The sequence below is a fragment of the Actinomycetota bacterium genome (genome assembly GCA_040757835.1).
Taxonomy (GTDB): Bacteria; Actinomycetota; Geothermincolia; order Geothermincolales; family RBG-13-55-18; genus SURF-21.
In genome coordinates, this window is record JBFLWJ010000009.1 from 33,405 (window position 1) to 54,049 (window position 20,645).

General features: G+C 64.6%; 23 protein-coding genes. 14 read left to right on the plus strand and 9 right to left on the minus strand.

All coding sequences use genetic code 11. The features are described from left to right. A complete protein-coding gene (locus tag AB1384_08890) occupies positions 1 to 201 on the minus strand; it encodes a hypothetical protein (GenBank protein MEW6554387.1) in 201 nt (66 codons plus the stop codon). Positions 202 to 352: 151 nt separating this feature from the next. Here AB1384_08890 and AB1384_08895 point away from each other — a divergent pair, with 151 nt between their 5' ends. The 3 genes from AB1384_08895 to AB1384_08905 all read left to right on the plus strand — a co-directional run bounded on the left by AB1384_08895 (position 353) and on the right by AB1384_08905 (position 4,051). Beyond that, entirely contained in the window at positions 353 to 763 is a 411-nt protein-coding gene (locus tag AB1384_08895) for a hypothetical protein (GenBank protein MEW6554388.1), read from the plus strand. A 191-nt stretch (positions 764 to 954) separates the two neighbouring features. Further along, the gene (locus tag AB1384_08900) at positions 955 to 3,252 is read left to right on the plus strand and encodes an NAD(P)/FAD-dependent oxidoreductase (GenBank protein MEW6554389.1); all 2,298 of its coding nucleotides are present in this window, start codon (positions 955 to 957) and stop codon (positions 3,250 to 3,252) included. After that, positions 3,239 to 4,051, plus strand: coding sequence for a metallophosphoesterase (locus tag AB1384_08905; protein ID MEW6554390.1), 813 nt, complete (start codon positions 3,239 to 3,241; stop codon positions 4,049 to 4,051). Before AB1384_08900 ends, AB1384_08905 begins: the two co-directional genes overlap by 14 nt. Positions 4,052 to 4,063: 12 nt before the next feature. Here the strand turns inward: AB1384_08905 and AB1384_08910 are convergent, their stop codons facing one another. After that, complete coding sequence (locus tag AB1384_08910) at positions 4,064 to 4,435, minus strand: response regulator (GenBank protein MEW6554391.1); 372 nt, start codon at positions 4,433 to 4,435, stop codon at positions 4,064 to 4,066. 206 nt (positions 4,436 to 4,641) lie between these two features. Between AB1384_08910 and AB1384_08915 the strand changes: the two genes are divergently transcribed. Beyond that, positions 4,642 to 6,069 carry a radical SAM protein gene (locus tag AB1384_08915; protein ID MEW6554392.1) on the plus strand — a complete coding sequence of 476 codons (1,428 nt, stop codon included), beginning with the start codon at positions 4,642 to 4,644 and terminating at the stop codon, positions 6,067 to 6,069. A 188-nt stretch (positions 6,070 to 6,257) separates the two neighbouring features. Then, positions 6,258 to 6,989, plus strand: coding sequence for a DUF72 domain-containing protein (locus AB1384_08920; protein ID MEW6554393.1), 732 nt, complete (start codon positions 6,258 to 6,260; stop codon positions 6,987 to 6,989). Positions 6,990 to 7,043: 54 nt separating this feature from the next. On the opposite strand, the gene AB1384_08925 is transcribed toward AB1384_08920, so the two are convergent. Next, the gene (locus AB1384_08925) at positions 7,044 to 7,427 is read right to left on the minus strand and encodes a HEPN domain-containing protein (GenBank protein ID MEW6554394.1); all 384 of its coding nucleotides are present in this window, start codon (positions 7,425 to 7,427) and stop codon (positions 7,044 to 7,046) included. 143 nt (positions 7,428 to 7,570) lie between these two features. Between AB1384_08925 and dapF the strand changes: the two genes are divergently transcribed. Then, entirely contained in the window at positions 7,571 to 8,434 is an 864-nt protein-coding gene (gene dapF / locus AB1384_08930) for a diaminopimelate epimerase (GenBank protein MEW6554395.1), read from the plus strand. A gap of 22 nt (positions 8,435 to 8,456) precedes the next feature. Further along, complete coding sequence (locus AB1384_08935) at positions 8,457 to 8,804, plus strand: hypothetical protein (GenBank protein ID MEW6554396.1); 348 nt, start codon at positions 8,457 to 8,459, stop codon at positions 8,802 to 8,804. A gap of 170 nt (positions 8,805 to 8,974) precedes the next feature. On the opposite strand, the gene AB1384_08940 is transcribed toward AB1384_08935, so the two are convergent. Further along, positions 8,975 to 9,535: an FmdE family protein gene (locus AB1384_08940; protein ID MEW6554397.1), complete on the minus strand. Its 561-nt coding sequence runs from the start codon at positions 9,533 to 9,535 to the stop codon at positions 8,975 to 8,977. A gap of 38 nt (positions 9,536 to 9,573) precedes the next feature. Beyond that, positions 9,574 to 10,590, minus strand: coding sequence for a VOC family protein (locus AB1384_08945; GenBank protein ID MEW6554398.1), 1,017 nt, complete (start codon positions 10,588 to 10,590; stop codon positions 9,574 to 9,576). A gap of 209 nt (positions 10,591 to 10,799) precedes the next feature. Here AB1384_08945 and AB1384_08950 point away from each other — a divergent pair, with 209 nt between their 5' ends. The 3 genes from AB1384_08950 (at position 10,800) to AB1384_08960 (ending at position 13,605) form a co-directional block, all read left to right on the plus strand. Then, a complete protein-coding gene (locus tag AB1384_08950) occupies positions 10,800 to 11,846 on the plus strand; it encodes a DUF2804 domain-containing protein (GenBank protein MEW6554399.1) in 1,047 nt (348 codons plus the stop codon). Between the two features lie 176 nt (positions 11,847 to 12,022). After that, entirely contained in the window at positions 12,023 to 12,895 is an 873-nt protein-coding gene (locus AB1384_08955; protein MEW6554400.1) for a hypothetical protein, read from the plus strand. A 203-nt stretch (positions 12,896 to 13,098) separates the two neighbouring features. Continuing rightward, entirely contained in the window at positions 13,099 to 13,605 is a 507-nt protein-coding gene (locus AB1384_08960; GenBank protein ID MEW6554401.1) for a hypothetical protein, read from the plus strand. Here AB1384_08960 and AB1384_08965 read toward each other — a convergent pair whose 3' ends face one another. Next, a complete protein-coding gene (locus AB1384_08965; protein MEW6554402.1) occupies positions 13,606 to 14,259 on the minus strand; it encodes a PHP domain-containing protein in 654 nt (217 codons plus the stop codon). It lies immediately after the preceding gene. After that, positions 14,250 to 14,900 carry a PHP domain-containing protein gene (locus tag AB1384_08970; GenBank protein ID MEW6554403.1) on the minus strand — a complete coding sequence of 217 codons (651 nt, stop codon included), beginning with the start codon at positions 14,898 to 14,900 and terminating at the stop codon, positions 14,250 to 14,252. The genes AB1384_08965 and AB1384_08970 overlap by 10 nt, the downstream gene beginning before the upstream one ends. A 210-nt stretch (positions 14,901 to 15,110) precedes the next feature. On the opposite strand from AB1384_08970, the gene AB1384_08975 reads away from it, so the two are divergent. Next, positions 15,111 to 15,725: a GerMN domain-containing protein gene (locus AB1384_08975; GenBank protein MEW6554404.1), complete on the plus strand. Its 615-nt coding sequence runs from the start codon at positions 15,111 to 15,113 to the stop codon at positions 15,723 to 15,725. 55 nt (positions 15,726 to 15,780) lie between these two features. On the opposite strand, the gene AB1384_08980 is transcribed toward AB1384_08975, so the two are convergent. Beyond that, positions 15,781 to 16,569 (minus strand): SGNH/GDSL hydrolase family protein, encoded by a 789-nt coding sequence (locus AB1384_08980; protein ID MEW6554405.1) that lies wholly within the window; start codon positions 16,567 to 16,569, stop codon positions 15,781 to 15,783. 153 nt (positions 16,570 to 16,722) lie between these two features. On the opposite strand from AB1384_08980, the gene AB1384_08985 reads away from it, so the two are divergent. Then, positions 16,723 to 17,538 carry an alpha/beta fold hydrolase gene (locus tag AB1384_08985; protein ID MEW6554406.1) on the plus strand — a complete coding sequence of 272 codons (816 nt, stop codon included), beginning with the start codon at positions 16,723 to 16,725 and terminating at the stop codon, positions 17,536 to 17,538. Here AB1384_08985 and AB1384_08990 read toward each other — a convergent pair. Beyond that, positions 17,528 to 18,727, minus strand: coding sequence for a glycosyltransferase (locus tag AB1384_08990; protein MEW6554407.1), 1,200 nt, complete (start codon positions 18,725 to 18,727; stop codon positions 17,528 to 17,530). The genes AB1384_08985 and AB1384_08990 overlap by 11 nt on opposite strands. A 231-nt stretch (positions 18,728 to 18,958) precedes the next feature. On the opposite strand from AB1384_08990, the gene AB1384_08995 reads away from it, so the two are divergent. After that, a complete protein-coding gene (locus AB1384_08995) occupies positions 18,959 to 19,906 on the plus strand; it encodes an NAD-dependent epimerase/dehydratase family protein (protein ID MEW6554408.1) in 948 nt (315 codons plus the stop codon). A 217-nt stretch (positions 19,907 to 20,123) separates the two neighbouring features. After that, positions 20,124 to 20,645 (plus strand): hypothetical protein (locus AB1384_09000; GenBank protein ID MEW6554409.1); only part of this gene is annotated, 522 nt, incomplete at its 3' end.

A 20,645-nucleotide genomic window follows, 5' to 3' on the forward strand; every position in this document is an offset into this window, starting at 1 on the left:
TCAGGGCTTGAAACCGGTGGGGGACTTCTCCCCCTTCTCCGCCGTATCCAGGATGAGACGGTACGCCCTCTCGAAGAGCCCGAAATAGGCGTCCGCGTCGCGGTACCCGGCGCTCTCCTCCTCGCCCGCGAACTCCAGGTACCTGCTCACGAGGTCGAGCGCCACCTCCGCCTGGGTCTTGGACAGGAACCCGTCCGGCATCTCTCCTCACTCCCCTCTCAACGTCCGAATACATATGCCGTGCCGCCCCGCGGGGTACGGTCCGGCAGCAACATTCCCGCTGGCTGGATTATAATGATTTAGTCATGCGGGTTAAAGCGGGCCGTCGCGATGAGCCCGAAAGGAGAGCGCTTTGGCCATTGCCGTAGTCGCCCTGGTCTTCTTCACGATCCTGGGTCTTTTGGCCATCCTCTACACGGTGCACTTCCGCCGCCGCGCCCTGTCCATGGGTTCGCAGAGGTTGCAGGCCGCTCTCTCGCGCACCGTCAGCGGAGATGAGGAAGCCACGGAAGTCGAGCTGAGCCTGGGCATCTCGCAACTGGAGGCCAGGCTCAACCGAGTGCTCTACTCCCTCCTGGGGGTCCTCGTGGTGATCCTGGTCGCGTGCCTCGTCCTCGTCGCCCAGTCCCGGCTGCCCGAGTTGACCCTGGCGCTCTCGGGCCTGTGTCTCTTCCTCACCTCGCTGGCCATCTGCACCACCATGATAAGGGACATCCTGAAGCGCGCCGCCAGGCTTCCCGAAAAGGCTGGACCTCCGGCGTGAGGCGGCACGAGCGCACCTCCAGCACCTCCCGCGGCGCCGCCTAGCCGGGCCCGTGTTCCTCAACCCCGCACCTCCGCCCGTCCGGTGAGGTCATCGCCATCCCGGCAATAAAGGGAAGGGCTTGCCTTGTGAGGTATATTTATCTGGGATCAAGCTCACGCGTGCCCGGAGAAAGACCAGGGAGGTCGGAGATGCCGAGGAAGGGGCTTTTGCGTTTTATCCTGGCCTGCCTGCCGTGGATGGTCCTGCCCGCCCTCTCCTTCTTCGGCTTTCCGCTGTGGGGAGCTGCGGGCGGGCTGACCATAATCGTGCTGCTCTTCTTCCTCATGCCCTCCGGCAGGAGATGGGGCATCCTGCAGGCCTTCTCCCTCCTCTTCTTCGTGGTGGCCTGCGCCGCGGTCATCATGCTGGGGGAAGACATAGACACCCGTATACCGAACCTGCTCGCCGGGGGTTTCGCCTGCCTTTCCATCATGGCCGGATACGGCGCCATCGAGGGGGTGTTCTTTCCCGCCCAGTACGTCTACCTCGACTATCCCGAGAGCATGCGCGAGAGCCCGATCCTGCGGCAGATGCTATGGGTGCTTACCATCGCCTGGGACGGCGTCTTCGTGGCCGGCCTGGTCGTGAACCTGGTTTGCATGCTGGCCCTGCGCGGAGACACCTCCACCGACACCGCGGCCATCGCCTCCGCCGCCCTCATCGCCGCGGGCGTGGTCGCGACGCCGTTCATCGTCATCATGGTGCCGAAGCGCCTGGAGTCGGGCCTGGTGGAAAAGGGGCCTCTTTCCATAAAATGGGAACCTCCCGCCATCGAGACCGGACGTCCGCTGCGCAAGAACGAGTACGACGTTGCGGTGGTGGGGTCCGGCATCGGGGGCCTGTCCTGCGCGTCGCTGCTCTCCCAGGCGGGCATGAAGGTGATAGTGGCGGAGAAGGCCCGGCTGGTGGGGGGGTACTGCCAGACCTACGACTGGGAGGGCTTCCCGCTCAACTCTGGGCCCACCGTGCTTCTGGGCGGGGGCGAGGGAGGCGTCCTTGGCGCCCTCATCCACCGCCTGGGACTGGAGAACGAGGTCCCCATGCGCCGGATGCACTGGGGGGTGGCGGACGGGAAGATCGCCCTGCGGCTGGGGATGGGGATCGACGAGGACCTGGCGAAGATAGAGGGCAAGTTCCCGTCCTCGCGCGACGGCTTGAGGCGCCTCCTCGGCGACCTGCGCCGTTTCCGAGGGGAACTCCTGGACCGCCCCGATCCGCTCACCTCACCGCTCCCCTGCGATCTGCAGGAATATCACGAGCAGTTCATACGCCACCCCATTTCCGCCCTGTGGCAGAACCTCAGCTTCCAGGCGATGATGGACGAGTACCTCCCGGACGAACAGCTGGGCGACCTGCTGCTCAGGACCTCATCGCTCCTGGGCGGAGACCCGCGCCGTTTCCCGGCCTACGAGGGCGCCCGCCTGCTCGTCGCCCTCCTCCTGGACGGTATCCACTACCCCGCCAACCACTTATCCCACCTCAGCCAGAAGCTGGCGGGCGTGGTGACCGGCGCGGGGGGAGAGGTGCTGACCTCCTGCGCGGTGGAGGAAGTGCTCATCCAGGGTGAGGGGGTCAGGGGGCGCCCCATAGGGCTGCGCCTGGCCGACGGCTCGCAGGTGCGGTCCAACGTGGTGGTGCTGAACATGGACCCGCGCCGCGCCATGACCGGCATGCTCCAGCCCTCCAACCTGGGTTTCGAGTTCGTGCGGGAGATGGAGAAGCTAAAGGTGTCGCCTTCCGCCTTCGTCCTGCACCTCGTCTTCCAGGAAAACCTGCGCATGCCCGAGAGGGTCTTCCTCTTCCTCCCCAAGGCACGGCGGGTACGGACCGGGGACACCTACCTGGAGGTGACCGCGATAACCCTCACCAAGGAGGCCTGCACCGACCCGGACAGACCGGGCTGCGTCCTGCTGGCGAGGATAAACGTCCCGAGCAAGTGCTATCACGCTTTCGAGAACGAGGCCCAGGGCGCGGAGATGGGGGCCGAGCTGACCTACCTGGTAAAGGAGGAGATCGCCTCCATCCTGCCGGCGGTCAAGAAGGCGGTAAGGGAATTCGTGACCCTTCCCTCCCATTTCACCCGCCTCACCGCCAACGGGCAGGGAGCGGCCTTCGGTTTCGCCTCCACCCTCGACCAGTGGTACTATCGGCGGCCTGGGCCCCGGATGCCCCTGGCCAACCTGTACCTGGTTGGCGCCTGGAGCAGGTTCGGCGGCGGCGTGGAGGGCGCGGTCCTCAGCGGAGTGATAGCCGCGCGCGAACTCTGCGGGGAGCATCCCTACGGAGGCGCCACGGGTACGGGCGCGGCGGTAAAGGCCGCTGGCGCGGAAACACCCATGGAGCCGAAGAGGGACGGCGGGAAGAAACGCGGCCTGCGCCGTGGCCGCAAGGAGGAGGAGGAGGAGGAGGAGGAGGAGGCGGCGGAAGGGGACGATGTCGAGGGATGACCGGCGCTTTACCATAGCGCAGCTCTCCGACCTGCACTGCGGCGACCTCCGGTTCGACCGCGGGCTCATGGCCAACTGCATCGCGACCGTCAACGCGGAGGAGCCCGACCTGGTGGTCCTGGCGGGCGACCTCACCCTGGAAGGCTACCGGGAACAGTTCGAGGAAGCCCGGGGATATCTCGACGAAATCTCCTGCCCGCACAAGATAGTCATCGCCGGCAACCACGACTGCCGCAACGTGGGATACGTCTTTTTCGAGGAGCTCTTCGGGCCCCGCAGGTCATCGCTGCGCTTCACCCACAGCGGCGCGTGCGGCGGGGGCCTGGGCGAGGAGGTCGAGGTGGTGGCGGTGGATTCCAACAAGCCGGACGTGAACGACGGGGAGGTGGGGCGCCATAACTACGAGTTCATCGCGGGGGAGTTCTCCGCCGGCGCCACCTTCAAGGTCTTCGTCCTCCACCACCACCTGGTGCACATACCCGGGACCGGCAGGGAGCGGAACATCGTGTGGGACGCGGGCGACGTCCTCAGGGTCTTGCGGGATATGCAGGCGGACATCGTGCTCAGCGGCCACAAGCACGTCCCGTACGTGTGGCCGCTCGCGCGCATGTACCTCATCACCTCCGGCACCGCAGCGACCCACCGTACGCGAGGGTCCACGCCGCCGTCATTCAACATCATCCAGGTGGTGGGAGAGGAGATTACCGTCGATGTGGTCTCCAGCATCGACGGCTCCCGCCAGAGCGGCCTCTACCCGCGCTGGTGGTGCCACGAGAGGTTCGCGGATTACCGCGGGTAGGGAGCGGCGGGATCAGGTCTCACCCAGTATCGCCCGGACCTTCTCCAGCAGGTCGCTGAAGACGTAAGGCTTGGCGATATGGTCGGTCGCCTGCAGCGTCTTTCCCCGCTCGATGTCCTCGGGGCGGTTCTTCACCGTAGAGATGATCACCGGGACCGCCCGCGTCTCGGGGTCGGCCTTGAGCTCCTCGATGATCTCCCAGCCGGTCTTACCGGGCATGAGGATGTCCAGGACTATGAGGTCGGGTCTTTCCCTGCGGGCCGTGGCAACGGCCTTGGCGCTATCGACGCACCCCACCACCCCGTATTCCTCCCTCTCGAACTTGCGCTGGAGCATCTCCACGATGGCCTGGTTGTCGTCGACGATGAGGATCTTACCTTTCATATCATCCGCCTTATCTTCCCTGCAACCGGAGACCACTATCATCATATCGGCATCCGGGATGGCTAATATTAACCGCCGGCGGGAACATTTTGCACGATAACCGTAACCTTTACGGGACCACGATGTTGTAAGAGGCATCGCAAGTGGGTATATGTTAATAAGTTGACCGTTTACCGCACATAACAGGGCTTAAGAAAGGAAAGAGATTGAAGATCACCTTGATCGAACCCAAGGCGCCCGGAGTACACGTTTACGCCAAGTACAAACTGCCGCGGCTGGGGCTGCCCATATTGGGGGCGATGCTCGAGCGCGACCTGGGGATAAGGCCGAAGATCTATTTCCAGGAACTCGGCAACCTCGACTGGGACGAGGTGAACGCATCGGACCTGGTGGGGATATCCACCATCACCCCCACCGCCAACGAAGCCTTCAAGATCCTGGCACGGATCAAGGAGGCCGGCGATATCCCGGTGGTCATGGGCGGGCCCCACGTCACCTTCCTGCCCGACGAGGCCCTGGAGAGGGGGGCCGACTTCGTGGTGCGGGGAGAAGGCGAATACTCCCTGCGCGAGCTGGTGAGGATGCTGATGATGGGCGACGACGACTTCGCGTCGGTACCCGGCCTTTCCTACCTCTCGGGCGAGCGCACCGTCCACAACCAGGAGGTCCCGCAGGTGAGGCACCTGGATGACCTGCCCTGGCCCGACCTGACCATGATCGAGGGGCACGGCAAGATCCGCATCGTGCCGGTGATGACCAGCCGTGGGTGCCCATACAACTGCAAGTTCTGCTCTGTGACCAAGATGTTCGGGAGGCGTTACCGCTTCCGCGACACCTCAGACGTACTGGACGAGCTGGAGGTATTGAGCCGGCGCTCCCGCCGCTCCGTCTTCTTCTACGACGACAACTTCACCGCGTCCCCCCGGAGGACGAAGGAGCTGCTGAGCGGCATAATCGACCGGGGCCTGAAGATACGCTGGACGGCACAGGCCCGGGTGGACGTGGTCAGGGACGAGGAGATGCTCCGCCTCATGCGCGACAGCGGGTGCACCTTCCTCTACCTGGGGCTGGAGTCCATCAATCCCCGTACCCTGGAGAGCTACCGCAAGGAGCAGACGGTGCAGGATATCGCCGACGCCGTGAGGGTCCTGCACCACTACGGCATCAAGGTCCACGGCATGTTCGTGCTGGGTTCCGACGAGGACGACTTGAGGACCATCAAGGACACGGTGCGCTTCGCGCGCGGCCTCAAGATCGATACGGTGCAGTTCCTGGTGCTCACGCCCTTCCCCGGCACGGAGACCTACGAGGAGCTCGCGGGGCAGGACCGCATACTGGTCGAGGACTGGTCCAAGTACAGCGGACATCACGTGGTCTTCGACCCCCTGCAGATGACCCCCTACCAGCTGCAAAAAGAGGGGTCTATCCGCTCCATGCGCCGCTTCTACTCGCTGTGGCGCTGCTGGACCCAGGGAGTGCGCTTACGCTGGTGGAACCTGTTTACCTACGCATACGCGCACCACACCATAAGGCGCTTCCGCTCCCGCAACAAGGACTTCCTCAAGGACCTCAAGCAGAGGTGGGGCCGGGTACGGGTGAAGGTCCCCGCCGGCCTCGACGCCACGCGGGAGTGACCTGGCGCCAGCGCCCGGGCAAACGAGCCGGGCCCAAGCCCCCGCAATCCCCTGATCAGGGGAGGAAGACGGCGATTTATCTGGAATTCTATATATAGGATCGGATATATGAGGTCGATGGTTATAGAGTAAAGGCCGAGGATAGGCCCGCATGGCGGGGGTAGTAATCGCTGTTCTGAGGTGCTGACTTGGAGCTCAAGGTAGGTTGTTGCGGTTTCCCCCAGGCACGACAGATATACTATCGGACTCTTCCCTTGGTGGAGGTGCAGAGGACGTTTTACCAGCTACCCAGGGTAAAGACGTCCCTGAAATGGCGGCAGGAGTCGCCCGCGCACTTCGAGTTCACCCTCAAGGCATGGCAGCTCATCACCCACCTGCCCTCCAGCCCCACCTACCGCCGCCTCTCCCATCCCATCCCGGATGAACTGAAGGACGCCTACGGCTCTTTCAAGCCCACCCCCGAGAACTTCAAGGCCTGGAAAGACACCCTGGAAGTGGCCCGCGCCCTGGAGGCGGAGATAGTGGTCTTCCAGTCCCAGCCCAGCTTCGGGCCCGGCCCGAAGAACATAGCACAGATGCGCGAGTTCTTCACCACCATCGAGCGTGACGGCCTGCAGATGGCCTGGGAGCCGAGGGGGCCATGGATCCCGGAGGAGGCGGGCAGGCTCTGCCGCGAGCTTGACCTGCTGCACGTCGTCGACCCTTTCCAGAGCCGGGAAAAGGCCGGTTCGGCCATCTACTGGCGCCTGCACGGCATCGGCAATTTCCGGCACCGCTACACCGACCAGGAACTGGGCAAGCTCGTGACCATCCTGCGCAAGAGCAAGAAGAAGAAGGCCTACGTGCTCTTCAACAACATCTACATGTGGGAGGACGCGCAGCGTTTCCTCGAGATATGGGAGAAACGACAGGGCGGCTGATCCAGCACCCCGACGAACGTATCCGAGAAAGAAAAATCCGCGGGCGCGGGCACCTCAGGCCAGCAGCCTGGCCTCCACCTCATCCACGAAGGACCTGGCGTCCTCGAGGCAGGCGGCCCCGGTAACGGGGTCGGCCTCCACTTCTCCCCGGCTGACGCGCCGGTAGAGACCGGCGACGATGGGCAGCGCCCGCTGGTTCTCCTTGCTCAGCCCCAGGGCCGGGAGGGCGCCTGCCTGGAAGCGGCTCACCACCTCTTCCCACCCGGAGACGTCCTCAGCCCGTACCTGCAGGGCGGCCCTGGCCGCATAGACCATGGCCAGGAAGGAATCGTAGATGGCCTCCTCTGCCAGGCCGCCCATCAGCATGTCCTCAGAAGCAAGGAGCGTGAACCTCGCCTGGTCCAACCAGTCCTCGCGTCCCTCTTCGTCTTCAAACACGGCTATCGTTCCTCCCCGCATCCGGACTTTGCGATGCCTGCAGGCATATACTACCTTATAATGTGGTGAAGGTCGGGCGTCAAACCACGGCCCGCATGAAGCGGCCGGGCGCCCGCCGCGGACCGTAGCGATATGGAGGCGCAATGGAGTTCTTCAAATACCACAGCCTCGGAAACGACTTTATCCTGCTGGATGCCCTGCAGGCTCCGCTCAAGCTCTCACCGGCGGACATCCGGATGCTCTGCCACCGCCACCTGGGCATCGGGGGCGACGGCATCATCGTCATGGAGACCTCCGACACTGCCGTTTGCCGCATGGTCAATTACAACCCCGACGCCAGCCAGGCGGACGTCAGCGGCAACGGGCTGCGCTGCCTCGCCAAGCACCTTTTCGACACGGGCATCCACCCCGATAGAGAGATGACCGTGGACACCCCCTCGGGCGTGAAGAAGCTCGTTATCCATACCACCATGGGCAAGGTGAGCACGGTGGAGGTGCACATGGGCGGCCCCGATTTCCGCCGCTCCTCCATCCCCATGCAGGGCGAGGGCGACGAGGCCGTCGATGTGCCGATCTCCGCGGCCGGACGTATGGTCAGCGCCACCTGCCTCTCGGTGGGAAACCCGCACTGCGTCCTCTTCCTGGACAGCGTCGAGGATGCCATGGTGAGGGAACTGGGCCCGGCCATCGAGAACCACCCTGTATTTCCCCTGCGGGTGAACGTGGAGTTCGCCCAGGTGATGGACATGTCCGAGATGCGCCTGCGATCCTGGGAAAGGGGGGCCGGAGAGACCATGGCCAGCGCAACCGGCGCCTCCGCAGCGGTGGCCGCCGCCCTGCGCACCCGCAGGTGCAAGCGGAAGGTCCACGTACAGCAGCCGGGCGGCCTCATGGAGGTGGAGGTCACCACGGCGGGCGACATCGTGACCCGCGGCCCGGCCAGGCGGGTCTTCCATGGGACACTGGACGAGGACTGGCGCGAGCGCAGCCGCATCATCGTCGCGTAGCGGGGTTATGAAAGGAGCTTGTTTGGTCCTGTCCCGTAAAGGCCTTCCCGTGATCATCCAGATTATTGTGGCTGCCTTGAGTGTTGTCGCCAGTCTGCTGCTCGCCCTCTCCAGTCCCGATGTCGGGAGGGCGCCCAATCCCTTCATCGCGCTTGCGGTTTATATACTTCCGGTACTTGCGTGCATGATGATCGCCAATGCCGCCTATGTGGTCGTTCTTGATATGAGAGGGCTCCCCACTCGGAATCTTGCCGAAACCCTGGTATACAGGGTGCTGCGGCATTGGCATGATCAGGATGCAAGACGCCTTGCCAGAGAGACCTCAGAACCCGAGAGCAATCCTGAGATCGAGCAACGCCCCGATCCATGATCCGCCGGTCAGCCCGCCCCGCTTAATCCGTTTAAGGGGTCAGGTCTTGTTTTTTGGATACCCCGGTATCTATTGCCATTAATTGGTAGATAATACCCCATCATGCAGCGCATTCAGAAATGGAATCATAGCTCCGGAATCCAAAAAACAAGACCTGACCCCATTAACGTCTAGTGGGGTGGGGGGGTCCAGCCCCGGGAGCAGGGGATGCAGAGACGGCGTCCGCCATCCTCAACTATCCTCGTCTCCATGGTCAGCTCGCCGCACTTGTCGCAGAGCACGGAGGCGTGGATGCGCGCCTCGTCCGGCAGCTCGAAGTCTATCTCGTCGATGAAGAACAACTGCTCCAGGGGGGCCGTTACCATGGTGCGCAGGGCCTGCTCCCGGCGGGCGGCCGGGTCCACGTCCTCCCCCGGGGGCGGGATGGCGCCGGCCTTGAGGCTCACGCGTACCGCCCTGCCCGGCCGCTGCCGCGAGGCGAAGGTGAAGACCTGTTTGCCGTGGTCCCTGAAGACGAGGTTGCCCTTGCCGAAGGTGCAGCCGGTGAGGAACTGCACCGCGTCCACGCTGCATGAGTCGTTCTCCACCACGCACACCAGCTCCTCGTCGTAAGCGCGGGCGATGCCCATGCGCTCCATGGCCGCCAGCGAAGCGCGGTATCCGATGGTCAGCCCCGGGCAGAGATGGCCGTGGAAGTCCGCGGCCCGCTGCAGGTCCTCGGGTATTTCCATGTTCCGTGCCTCCTTCCTCCCCGTCTATGATCGGTCCTTCAAAGTATCCGCATGGCGCTGGCTGCCCTGAGCAGGAACCCCAGCACCGGCTTAACCACCTTAGGCGGCATGTGCAGGACCTTCTCCACCGCGACCATCTCCACCACGTTGCCTTCGGGGTCCTTGATGTAGGAGAAATTGCCGGCGGTGCCCGAGCCCATGTCCACGAAAGTAGGCGGATGATATATCTCCGCCCCCTTCGCGATAAGGCCGTTGACCGTGCCGGCCAGGTCGCTGACATCGAAGGCCATCTCCATGAGCCCGATATCGCCCCACCTGCGCCCCTCGTAGATGACCTTGCCCTTGTATCTGGGCGTATGGACGAGTTTCACGATGGCCCGCTCCAGCAGGGGCATGGCGCTCTCGCCCTCGGCCCGGTGTCCCAGCACGGCCAGTTCCATCTCCTTGCCCCCGGTGACCTCGTCCAGCTCGGGCACGCGCCCCCTGAACTCGTGCATGACGTCGGCGTAACCGAGCACGTCGCGGTAGAAAGCCCTGGCTTTCTCCATGTCGCCGACGCCTATGCCCACGTGCCTCACCCCACCGACCGCGGGCCTCTTTCCGCCTTTCTCCTCCACCAGCTGCAGCAGCAGGCCGTCGGGGTCCCGCAGGTAGGCGTAGCGTTCCCTCCCCCCCGTGCTAAGCTCCATGGACCGCACCGGGGTGAGGAATTCCACCCCCTTGCGCTTGAGGTCGAGGTAGAGCTGGTCCAGGTTGAAGGCCTTGAGCCCCAGCTCCATGTAGCCCAGGTCGCCCCACTGCACGGGTTCCGGCGGCTCCAGGGGACGCGTGGAGGTGTGCTCGATAAGCTCGATGGCCGCCCCGCCCAATGCGTTCATGGCCATGAGCGCCCGCATCTCGACTACGGCCCCGACGATGGGCGCCATCTCCTCGAGGTAGCTTGTCTGGTCGCTCAGCTTGACCCGGAACCCCATGAGCCTGCGGTAGAAACCGTAGGTGCGGTCGGTGTCGTGCACCCCCATGCCCACGTGCTGAAACGCGGTGATCAACGTCATCCCTCCCTCTTCCTCGTTCCCGGATCCCGCCTGTTGCCCTCCATGATACGCATAAACCCTTGCCCGCGTGTTTGATTATCCCCCGGACGGGGGGGGAGGTAAACAGCGGCGGCCGGGGCTCCCTTTCCCCGCTCGCAGCGCCGGCACCTCAGCCGGTTGCAAAAGATATAGAATGGATGGGAAAGAGTCACGCGGGGAAAGGAGGAGCCTTGCGCACGATAAGGAAGACCCCGCCGCGCCTCGTGGAGGACGGCAGGGTTGTGGAGTTCGGTGCATTCTCGGAACCGTTCCGGGAACTCAACCTGGACGGGACGGAGATCTTCCGCGCGGGGACAAAAGCCCTGGGCGGCCTGGCCCGCTTCAGGCTGAAGGAATGGCAGCATTACGGGGTGGTCCACCCCCGCCACTATTTCGGTATGGTCATCTTCAACGCGCAGCTCATGAGCATCTCCTTCGTGTATCACTACGACCGCGAGGGCGGCGGCATGCAGGAACACTCCCGCCAGGCGCCCGGGCCGAAAGCGAAGGTGGCCGAGACCATGTGGAGGGGGGAATGCTCCTTCACCGCCAGGGGGTACTCGCTCGGCTTCGAGAACCGCCTGGAGGAAGGCTATCACCGCGTGCGCGTGGACGCCGCGCAGACGGCCAAGCTCCCGGCCATCGCCGGGGAGTTCCGCATGCTGGAGGACTTGGGCAGGTACCAGCCCCTGGTGGTGGTAAGCCCCTTCTCCCCCAACCGGCCCCTCTACACCCACAAGGCCGCGTGCCCGGTGGAGGGTAAGATGAGCGTGGGGAACGAGACCATCGAGCTGGACCCCGCGCGTGATGTCTGCCTTCTCGACGAGCAGAAGGCCTTCTACCCCTACCGGAGCTTCTGGAAGTGGCTGTGCTTCGGCGGGTTCAGCGAAGGGAAGCTCATAGCCGCCAACCTCTGCCATAACATCATCGCCGATGACGAGAACTACAGCGAGAACTGTTACTGGGTGGACGGCAAGATCCACCTCACCGGGGCCGCCCGCTTCGGCTACAGCGAGGACGACATCCTCGGCCCCTGGTTCATCAACACCACCGACGGCCTGGTGGACGTGGACTTCCGCCCCCGGGGGGAGAGGGCCGAGCGCATCCGCCTGGGCCCCATCCTCTCCGATTTCCACCAGCCCTTCGGGCTCTTCCGGGGAGAGCTCGGCCCCCGGGGAGAGACGGTGGAGGTGAAGGACCTCTTCGGCCTCTGCGAGCAGCACATCACGCGCTATTGAGGGCCGCGGCGTAGCCCCTCCTCAAGCCGGTGCCGCACCTGTTTCCGCACGACCTCCACGGGGACGCCGCGGTCCCGGCGCCGGGATCGCCTTCTCCCCCGCGACATAAAGGTGTTTGACCTGCTTGACGAAGAATAGATAGCGCAGTCGCAAGCGGAAGTATCGGAGGTGTACGGGTGAAATGCCCCAGGTGCGGAGCCGATAACGCCGATCGCGCCGCGTGGTGCTATCTCTGCGAATACCCGTTCGCGCCGGACGCCGGCGCGGTCGAACCCCCGGCGCCGGACGAGGCCATCCAGGCACGGTACGTGCCCACGGGCGCCGTCCCGCCCGCTCAGCAGGCCGCCCCGCCTTCCCCCGTCGGGGAGGTGAGCTATCAACCACCGCCCCCGGGGGCTTATGCGCCCGGCTACCGGCCGCCCCCCGCCGCCGGCAAGGGGCCTGTCACCGCCAGGGTGGTGGTGATGGCCCTGGTGTTGGTTCTACTGGTAGCCCTAGGCGTCGGCGCCTATTTCCTGCTGCGCAGCGAATATTACAGCATCGAGGTCCCCACACCCCCGGGGTTCGAGCCCGCCAGCGACGACCTGGTCGACGAACTGAAGGAGGCCGTGGAGTCGAGCTCGGATACCGAGGACGTCGAGGTCGATTACGTCTTCACAGATGCGAGTGAGTCCAATTTCATCTTCGTCGCCAGGCGTGACATACCCGTAACCCTGAGCACGGATGCACCTCCCTCCGGCGATCCCGAGGCAGTGGAGGAATGGTACTATGAAAACCAGGATGAATGGATCGAGGAGCTGAGAGCCGAGATCGCCATGAGCGGCATCATATCGTCGGAAGTCGCTCTCTACGAGGTCGAGCGGTTGGCTACCGGAGATGCCACGCTTCACATGGCCATGACCGCATCGGGTTTCAACACCCCAACCTTGTACATCGACATCCTGTGGATCATCAAGGGAGACACCGCTTTCTTCATCCTCGTCGAGGGCCTGAACAGTAACCCCAAGACCATCGACTTCCTCAAGGAGAACATCACCTTCAAGGAGTGAGGACCGGCTGCTTGCGCCCCTGGCATGCTTTCCGGGGGGCAAAGCCTGGTGTCACGGATAGCCGGCTCGGGACCGCCGCCACTTATCCCATAACCCCACTGCCTCGCCGGTGTCAAGCCGGGAGCCACGAATGGAGGGGCGATTCCCCTTATCCAAAACAAGCGGGCGGGTGTTAGAATAGTCTTCCGGGAGGTGATGAGCAAGTGGAGATGATGGTCTGCCCGTCCATGTCCGTCGACGACAAGTACCGCACCCTCTACGCCGCCCTCATGGGGGTATTCAACGACATCGCCCAGTACGCCGCATCCAGCCTTTCCCGGGAGCAGTTGCAGGGGCTGATCAACGCGGCCATGCACGGTGTGGGGTGGAGCGCCGGCAAACGCCTGGTGAAGGTCTACCGCCTCAAGCCCACCATCGAGGACGCCATGTACCTGTTGCTGCTGCTCAACAACGAGTCCCTGGCCTATCTCCCCAAGCTGAAGCAGATCTACGCCGAGATAGAAGGCGACGCGGGGTACCTGACCATCCGCAGGGACCCCTGGTACGACTGGTACTTCAAGCATATCGGCATCGACTGCGAGGAGTGCTGCTCCAGATACGAGTTCGCCGGGCTGGTCTCCCACCTGGGAGGAGATTTCAAGATAGAGGTGCTGGAGTCCCTGCCGCGCGGAGACGACCGGTGCCGTTTCCGCATCACCAAGGGGAAGTGATCAGGCGCCGCCTTCCTCTTGTCTGCGCAGGTCATCGAAGTAGGCGGCGGTGAACCTGCCCGCGCGCAGCTCGGCGACCAGTTCCTCCTCGCTGGAGATATCCTTTTCGAAGACGGTGACGCACTTCCCCACCTGCCAGATGGCGTGGGCGTCGCTCCCCCCGGTCCCCCGCAGGCCGCACTCCTCGGCGATGGCTACGGCGGCCTCGTTGCTGCTCAGGGTATTGGCGCCGTTGAGGGTCTCGATGGCCGCGACGTGGCCGACGAGCTCGCGCGGGAAGACATGGGCGTGCTTGTGCTTGCGGCCCCAGCCGCGGCAGGGATGGGCGGGGACGATCACCGCGCCGTCCTTCTCCGCCATCTCCTTCAACTCCTCGAAGGTGGTGAGGTGATAACGCGTATCCCTCTTCATACCGTAGACGAGCATGTCGCCCAGTTCCGTGTATATCTCCACGCCACGGAAGACGGGATAGCCGCTGGCGGCCGCATACTCCACCATCTTGTTGGCACCGCGGTGGGAGTGGTGTTCCGTCACGCATATGGCGTCTATGCCCATCTGCTGCGCCTTTTCCAGCAGTTCATCCGGCCCGAGTTGCGAGCAGATCGAGCCCAGGTTGGTATGGACATGCAGGTCGATGATCACTTCTACCCCCACATCGCGGACATCTTCAGGCTCTCGACCTCCGCGGCGTATGCGGCCCGGCACCTGCCCGCCTTGATCTCCTCCACCAGTTCCGCTTCGCTCGTCACATCGCGCTCGAAGACGGTGAGGCAGCGCCCCAGTTGCATGAGGAAATGCGCGTCGCTCCCCCCCACCCCCGGGATGCCGTATCTCTCGGCATAGGCCTGCGCCGACTGGTTGGACTCCGGGCTGGTGCCGCCGTTGCGGGTCTCGATGGCGTCAATATTGACCAGGAGGGCCTCCGCCCCCTCCTCTCCCAGGAGGTCGTGGAAACCTCGCGAGCCGCGGCAGGGGTGGGCGGGGATGATGGCGCCGCCCACCTCCCTCACCTCGGCCAGCAGCTCACCGAAGGGGGTGGTGAGGGGATAACTGGGCCGGTAGAGCCCGAAGACGAGCATGTCCCCGAACTCCGTATATACCTCCACCCCCCGGAAGACGGGATATCCCGCCTCCGCTCCGTACCGCCGGGCCACCTCGGCCCCCTCCAGCTCCTCGTGCTCGGTAACGCAGAGGGCGTCCAGGCCTATGCGGGAAGCCACCTCGATCAGGAGCCGCGGGTCTATCTGGGAACACGGCGAGGACACCGCGGTGTGCACGTGCAGATCGACCAACATACGTTATTGCCTCCTCTGGCCGCCCTGAAACGGGCGAGCGTGCATATTCTTTCATACTTCCCGCTCATCCTTCAAGTATGCGGAGCAGGGAGGCCGGCCGTGCCCGCCGGCGGCAGGAAATGGGGGCTTGCAGCGCCAATAATCTAGTCGGAGGCGAGATGGAACCGGGCGCCGGCCGCATCGGTCTCTACATATAAGGAGTTGATGTCCATGTATCGCACAACCGTCCGCGCCGCCATGCTGGCGGCCCTGCTGTCACTGTTCCTGCTCTCGGGACTGTGCGTGTGGGGCTGCGACAAGGTCGAGCCGCCCGCGGCACCGGAAGAGGAGGAGACGGCGGCGGACGGGGGCGGGACCTCCGGCGACAGCGTCACCGTCACGCTGTACTTCCGCCGCCCCTCGGGCAACCAGGACTGGCTCTATCCCACGCAGACGACGGTGATCGGGGCCACCGATCCCTACCTCACCGCCATGGAGCAGCTCATCAAGGGGCCGGCGGAGGGTACGCAGCTGTACCCCGTGCTCCCCGATACGGTCAAGGTGCTGGACATCGATGTGGCCGGAGGGATATGCACGGTGAACGTGAGCAAGGAGATCCTCACCGACGCCAACCAGGTGGGCGTGAGCGCCTCCGGCGAGGGGCTGGCGCTCGCCGCCATCGCCGATACCCTCACGGAGTTCGAGGATGTGGACAGGGTCGCCCTTTTCATCGAGGGCCTGCAGAGCGGCATGATAGAAGGGCGTTTCGTGGAGGATTTCTGGGGCCACATGGGATTGCCGGCGTTCCTGGAACGCAACGAGGAAGTCATCTACTCTGGGCCGTGATGGGCGCCGGGCCAGTGGCGGGCGCCGCGTCCCAAAGGCGCCTCGCCGGTCGCCGTCAGCCGCCCAGGACCTCCTCCAGCTCCGAGTCCAGCGCGTCGTAAGCGGCGCCGCTCAAGTGGGAGTCGTAGGGGTCGGAGGCGTACCGCGGCAGCAACCACCCTTCGGGCGCCGCGAGGGTGCCGTAGAGATCGAGGATGATCACCCTGCCGCCGTAGTCCACCGCCAGCTCTTCCAGGAAACGGTTGTACTCGCGGTGGTTCCAGACCAGCCATTCATCCGTATATTCCCGCACCATGGGCAGGGCGTTGCCGAGGATAAGGGTGAGGCCTTCCTCCTCCACCGCGCTCTCCACGACGTCCCGTATGATCCCCTGGTTGACCCGCAGGTTCTCTCGCGCGCTGTCCTCGTCACCGCCCGTAAAATCCGCGAAGCAGAGCTTAAAGAACATGGTCCGGACACCCGCGCCGGCCGCAGCGCGGGCGGCATCCGCCGCGGTGTCCGCGATGCCGGGCGGGACGTCCATCTCCCGGTAGACGAGGTAGTGGCCGTCGAAGCGCACCGGGTTCATGGGATCGTAGTCCCACCCCCAGTGGTCGAACCATCCCCCGAGCACCGAGCGCCCGCACATGTAGATGGTGCGGTCCGCCGGCGCGGGGGTCTCCCCCCCGTTCTCCTCCTCCGCCTCCTCGCCCGTCCAGGACCATCCATCCTCACCGTGCGAGGTATCCCGGGACGCTCCGCCGTCCGCGGCTCCTCCACCGCACCCGAGCGGGGCGAGGAGCAGGACCCCGGCCAGCAGCGCGCAGGCCGCGATCGACGCCCTTCCCCACATCCTGCCGCGCATGATCTCCTCCTACCGTAGTCCGCCTCGTCCCCTCTACTTTAGCACCATCGCCACCGAAGCCGCGCATCCGGCCATGGCGGGATCCCCCGGCGATGGATAGCGAAACCGCGTTTCGTTTAATATGGATGGCGAGCACGGAGGAGGGCGATGCTCTTGGACCGGCGACTGGACGAGTCCGTAAACCGGGACCTCCCCAGCGGGGTCATGTTCGCCGCCTACACCGTTTCAACGCTGCCCCGTTCCGTCACCACCGGGGACGGCATGCAGCTGCACTGCATGCGTATGGGCCGGGAGCCGCGGCGGGCGGTGGTGCTGTGCCATGGCTTCGGGGGCAACAAGAACATCCGTGACTTCGTGGCCCTGGCCCAGGACCTCTCCCAGCTCTACACCGTATATTGTTTCGATTTTCGCGGCCACGGTCTCTCCCCCGGCCGGTCGACCTTCGGTTACCTGGAGACAGGCGACCTCGCGGCGGTGATCGAGATGGCGCGGAACGACGGCAACCACGCCATCGCCACCGTCGGGTTCTCCATGGGGGGGATGGTGGCCATAAGGTACGCCGCCTTCTACGGGGGGCTGGACTCGGTGACGGCCATCAGCGTCCCGGCCGATCTGGGCACCTGCCGCGCCCCCGGTGCCCGCCTCATCCGCCTGACCATGGGCAATCCGGTGGGCAGAGCCCTTGGCGCCAGGCGATACGGCGTCAAGGTCGACAGGTCCTGGAAACTGCAAGCCGCGCCGGCGGACCTCGTGCACCTCATCCCGCCACAGCCGCTGACCATCGTCCACGGCGAGGACGACTTCGTCTTCGAGGTGGAGCAGGCAAGGGAACTGAAGCGCCGCGCCGGGGACGGTTGCCGCCTAAAGACCTTCAGCGATTTCGGCCACGCAGAGATGGGGTATGGGCCCAGGCTCGTCGCCTACCTCCTCGACGTCCTCGAAGAAGACCTTGGGCGGCTCAGCGGTTGATGACGTCGAGTAGGACCTGTTCGAGGTCGCTGACGCCTTTTTCCCAGGAGAAGTTTTCCAGCGCCACGCCGCGTGCCCGCGTCCCCAGGCTCTCGCACAGGCCTTCGTCGCGCAGCAGGCGCACCGTGGCGGCGGCGAAGTCCGCCGGACCGTCCGCTACTATCATGTCCCTGCCGTCTTCGGCGTTGACGCCCTCGGCGCCCAGGGAGGTGGTGACGATGGGCAATCCCATGGACATGGCCTCGAGGATCTTGCCGCGGAACCCGCCGCCGATGCGCACGGGGTTGACGAAGACCCTGGCCCGCTCGAAATAGGGGCGCACATCGTCCACGGTGCCGGTCACCACCACCGAGGGGTCGGAACGCGCCAGCTCCAGCAGGTCGCGCGTTGGGTCCTTGCCCACAACGTAGAAGAGCGCCTCCGGCACCTCACGCTTCACCCGGGACCATATGTTCTCGTGGAAGTATAGCACCGCGTCCCGGTTGGGGTCGTGGGGGTAATTACCCAGGAACATCACCGCCTGCTCCCTGGTGGATGCACCGGAATCGTGGAAAAAGTCAACGTCGACGCCGTGCGGGACAACCGAGATGTCCAGGTCGGGCCGGATGTCCAGCAGCTCCCGCCTTCCCTCGGGGGTGAGTACCAGCACCCGGTCCGCGTCCGCGTACATCTCGAACTCGAACCTCCTGAGGCCCTTGAGGTTGAAGAGGGCCGAAAGCCCCTCCCGCGAGAAGCCCTGCACCTGCCAGGCCTTGCGGCGGGCCAGGTAGTAGCATTCGTGCACCGACATCACCCTCTTCATCCCCGCCAGGTCGGGGTTGCGGTACAGGTACTGGGCCACCATGGAATACTCGCTGATGACCACGTCGTAGCGGGAACGCCCCACCATCTCCCGCAGCCTTCCGTACATCTCCCCGGAGTAGTTGTTGAGGAAATACACCGGCACGGGGGAGAGGAGCCAGTCCCGGGCCTTGCGGAAGCGGCCGCCGTACGAGGGCATGGGCACGCCCTGGAAATCCCGGCAGAAGCGGGCTACCGTGTCGGCATGCTCGCGCTCCTCCGGCGATACGAAACAGAGCAGGGATACGTCGTGCCGCTGCGAGAGGATGCGCACGCGGTTATAGATGATGACCGGGCCGCCGATGACCCTGGCGTGGGGCAGCGTCTTGCAGACGAACAGGATCTCCATCTCTTTCCTCTCCGGTATCGCCTTTGCCGCGGCGGCCGCCGGTGTTGCCGCCCGGGCGGCCTGCTGTCGATTCTAACCCAACCCGACGGCCATTAACAGCCGCGGAAAGGGAATGGCTCCCTTCCTCCGCCATATTAAAAAGTTGTAGTGAACGTATGGTCAATATTAGTATTGGTATTTCCACTGGACTCTGTTACAATCCTTGCCGAAATAGAGAATGGAGGTGTCGCCATGCGTCTTTTCGTCACCGGCATCTCGGGCTATCTGGGGACCGTAGTGCTGCGGTCCCTGGAGGACGATCCGGCCATAGAAAGCGTCGTCGGAGTCGATATCCGCCCCCCGGCGGTCGAGTCGGCCAAGCTCGGCTTCCGCGAGGTGGACGTCCGTGACCACGCTGGCATCAGGGAGGCCATGCGCGGCTGCGACGCCGCGCTGCACATGGCCTACGTCCTCAACGAGATCAGGGACAAGGAGAAGACCCACGACATCAACATCAACGGCTCCAAGAACGTCTTCCACGCCTGCCTGGACACGGGGACCCCGTGGCTGATCCAGCTCTCGAGCATGGCCGCCTTCGGAGCCCATCCCGACAACCCTTTCCCCCTGCGCGAGGAGGACTATCCCCGCGGCGACCGGCGTTGCTACTACTCCTACGGTAAAGCGGAGATCGAGCACTACCTCGATGACCTCTGCCGTCAGCACCCCGAGCTGGAGGTGACCATCCTGCGGCCTTGCGTCATCGTCGGCGAGCGCCTGGACAACACCATCACATGGCTCTTCGGCCGTAAGCTGGCCCTGAGCCTGCGCGGGTCGGACCCGCACACCCAGTACATCCACGAGGACGACCTGGCCGAGGCCGTGCGGCTGGTGCTGAAACACCGGGCGCGTGGCATATTCCACGTCACCAGCGATGACACCATAGCTTTCTCCGAGATGAAACGGAGGGCGGGCATGATCGCGCCAGCCATCCCGGCGGACCTCGCCTGCAGCCTGGCCGACCTGTCCTACCGCCTGGGGCTCTCCCCCGTCTCCTCCCACTGGATAAACATGTTCCGCCATTCCATGGTGGGGAGCAACGACAAGATCGTGCGCGAGCTGGGATGGCGGCCCACGTACACCTCGAGGGAGCTCTTCGAGGTGGTGCTGGACGCCGGGAGGAACCGGAAACGCGCGACCTGACCCTATTGCCATATCTCCCTCCCATGTAACGATCCGTCCTTGTAGGGTGGGATCAGGCGTTATGTTCCGAGCCGCAGGTGAGGGGTTGAAGGCCTGGCTCCCATTTCCCATCACTTGCGACCCTTGCTGCAATATATGAACAGCCCCGGCGTTTATACTTAGGGAAACGAACGACCACGCTTAGCCGCATCTCGCGGGCGGAGTGCAGGTGTCTGCCATGGACAGATGGCGTATGGACCAGCGGGGGAGGAGTGTCAGGGTCACGCGCATCACCGCCATTGCGGTCCTCTGCCTGCTCCTGTCGCTCCTGCTCGTCTTCGGTATCTCCAGGCAGCTCGGCCGGGACGACGAGGTCGCGGTGCTCGGCAAACTCGCCTCCAACCCCACCCCGCGAGCGGCCGCCGGCGAGGGGTTCGAGACCTGGGTGCTGGTGCAGAACCCGGGGGACAGGGCGGTCCACGTCAACCTGGCCCTGAACACCGGGGAGGGCGAGAAGGTCATCCCGGAGCTGCAGGACGTGGAGATAGCCGCGGGGGGCAGAAGAAGCATCCCCCTTCACGCATACGTGCATACCTATCATGTCTCCACCCGGGTCGAGGCCACGGACGGCGAGGTGGTGTGCGAGCGGGCCATGTACTGGAACGGGCGCGCGGGGGGGCACGACTCGGTGGGGGTGACCTCCCCCGCGCCGGTGTGGTACCTGGCGGAGGGGGCCACCGCCGGCGAGTTCGAGACCTGG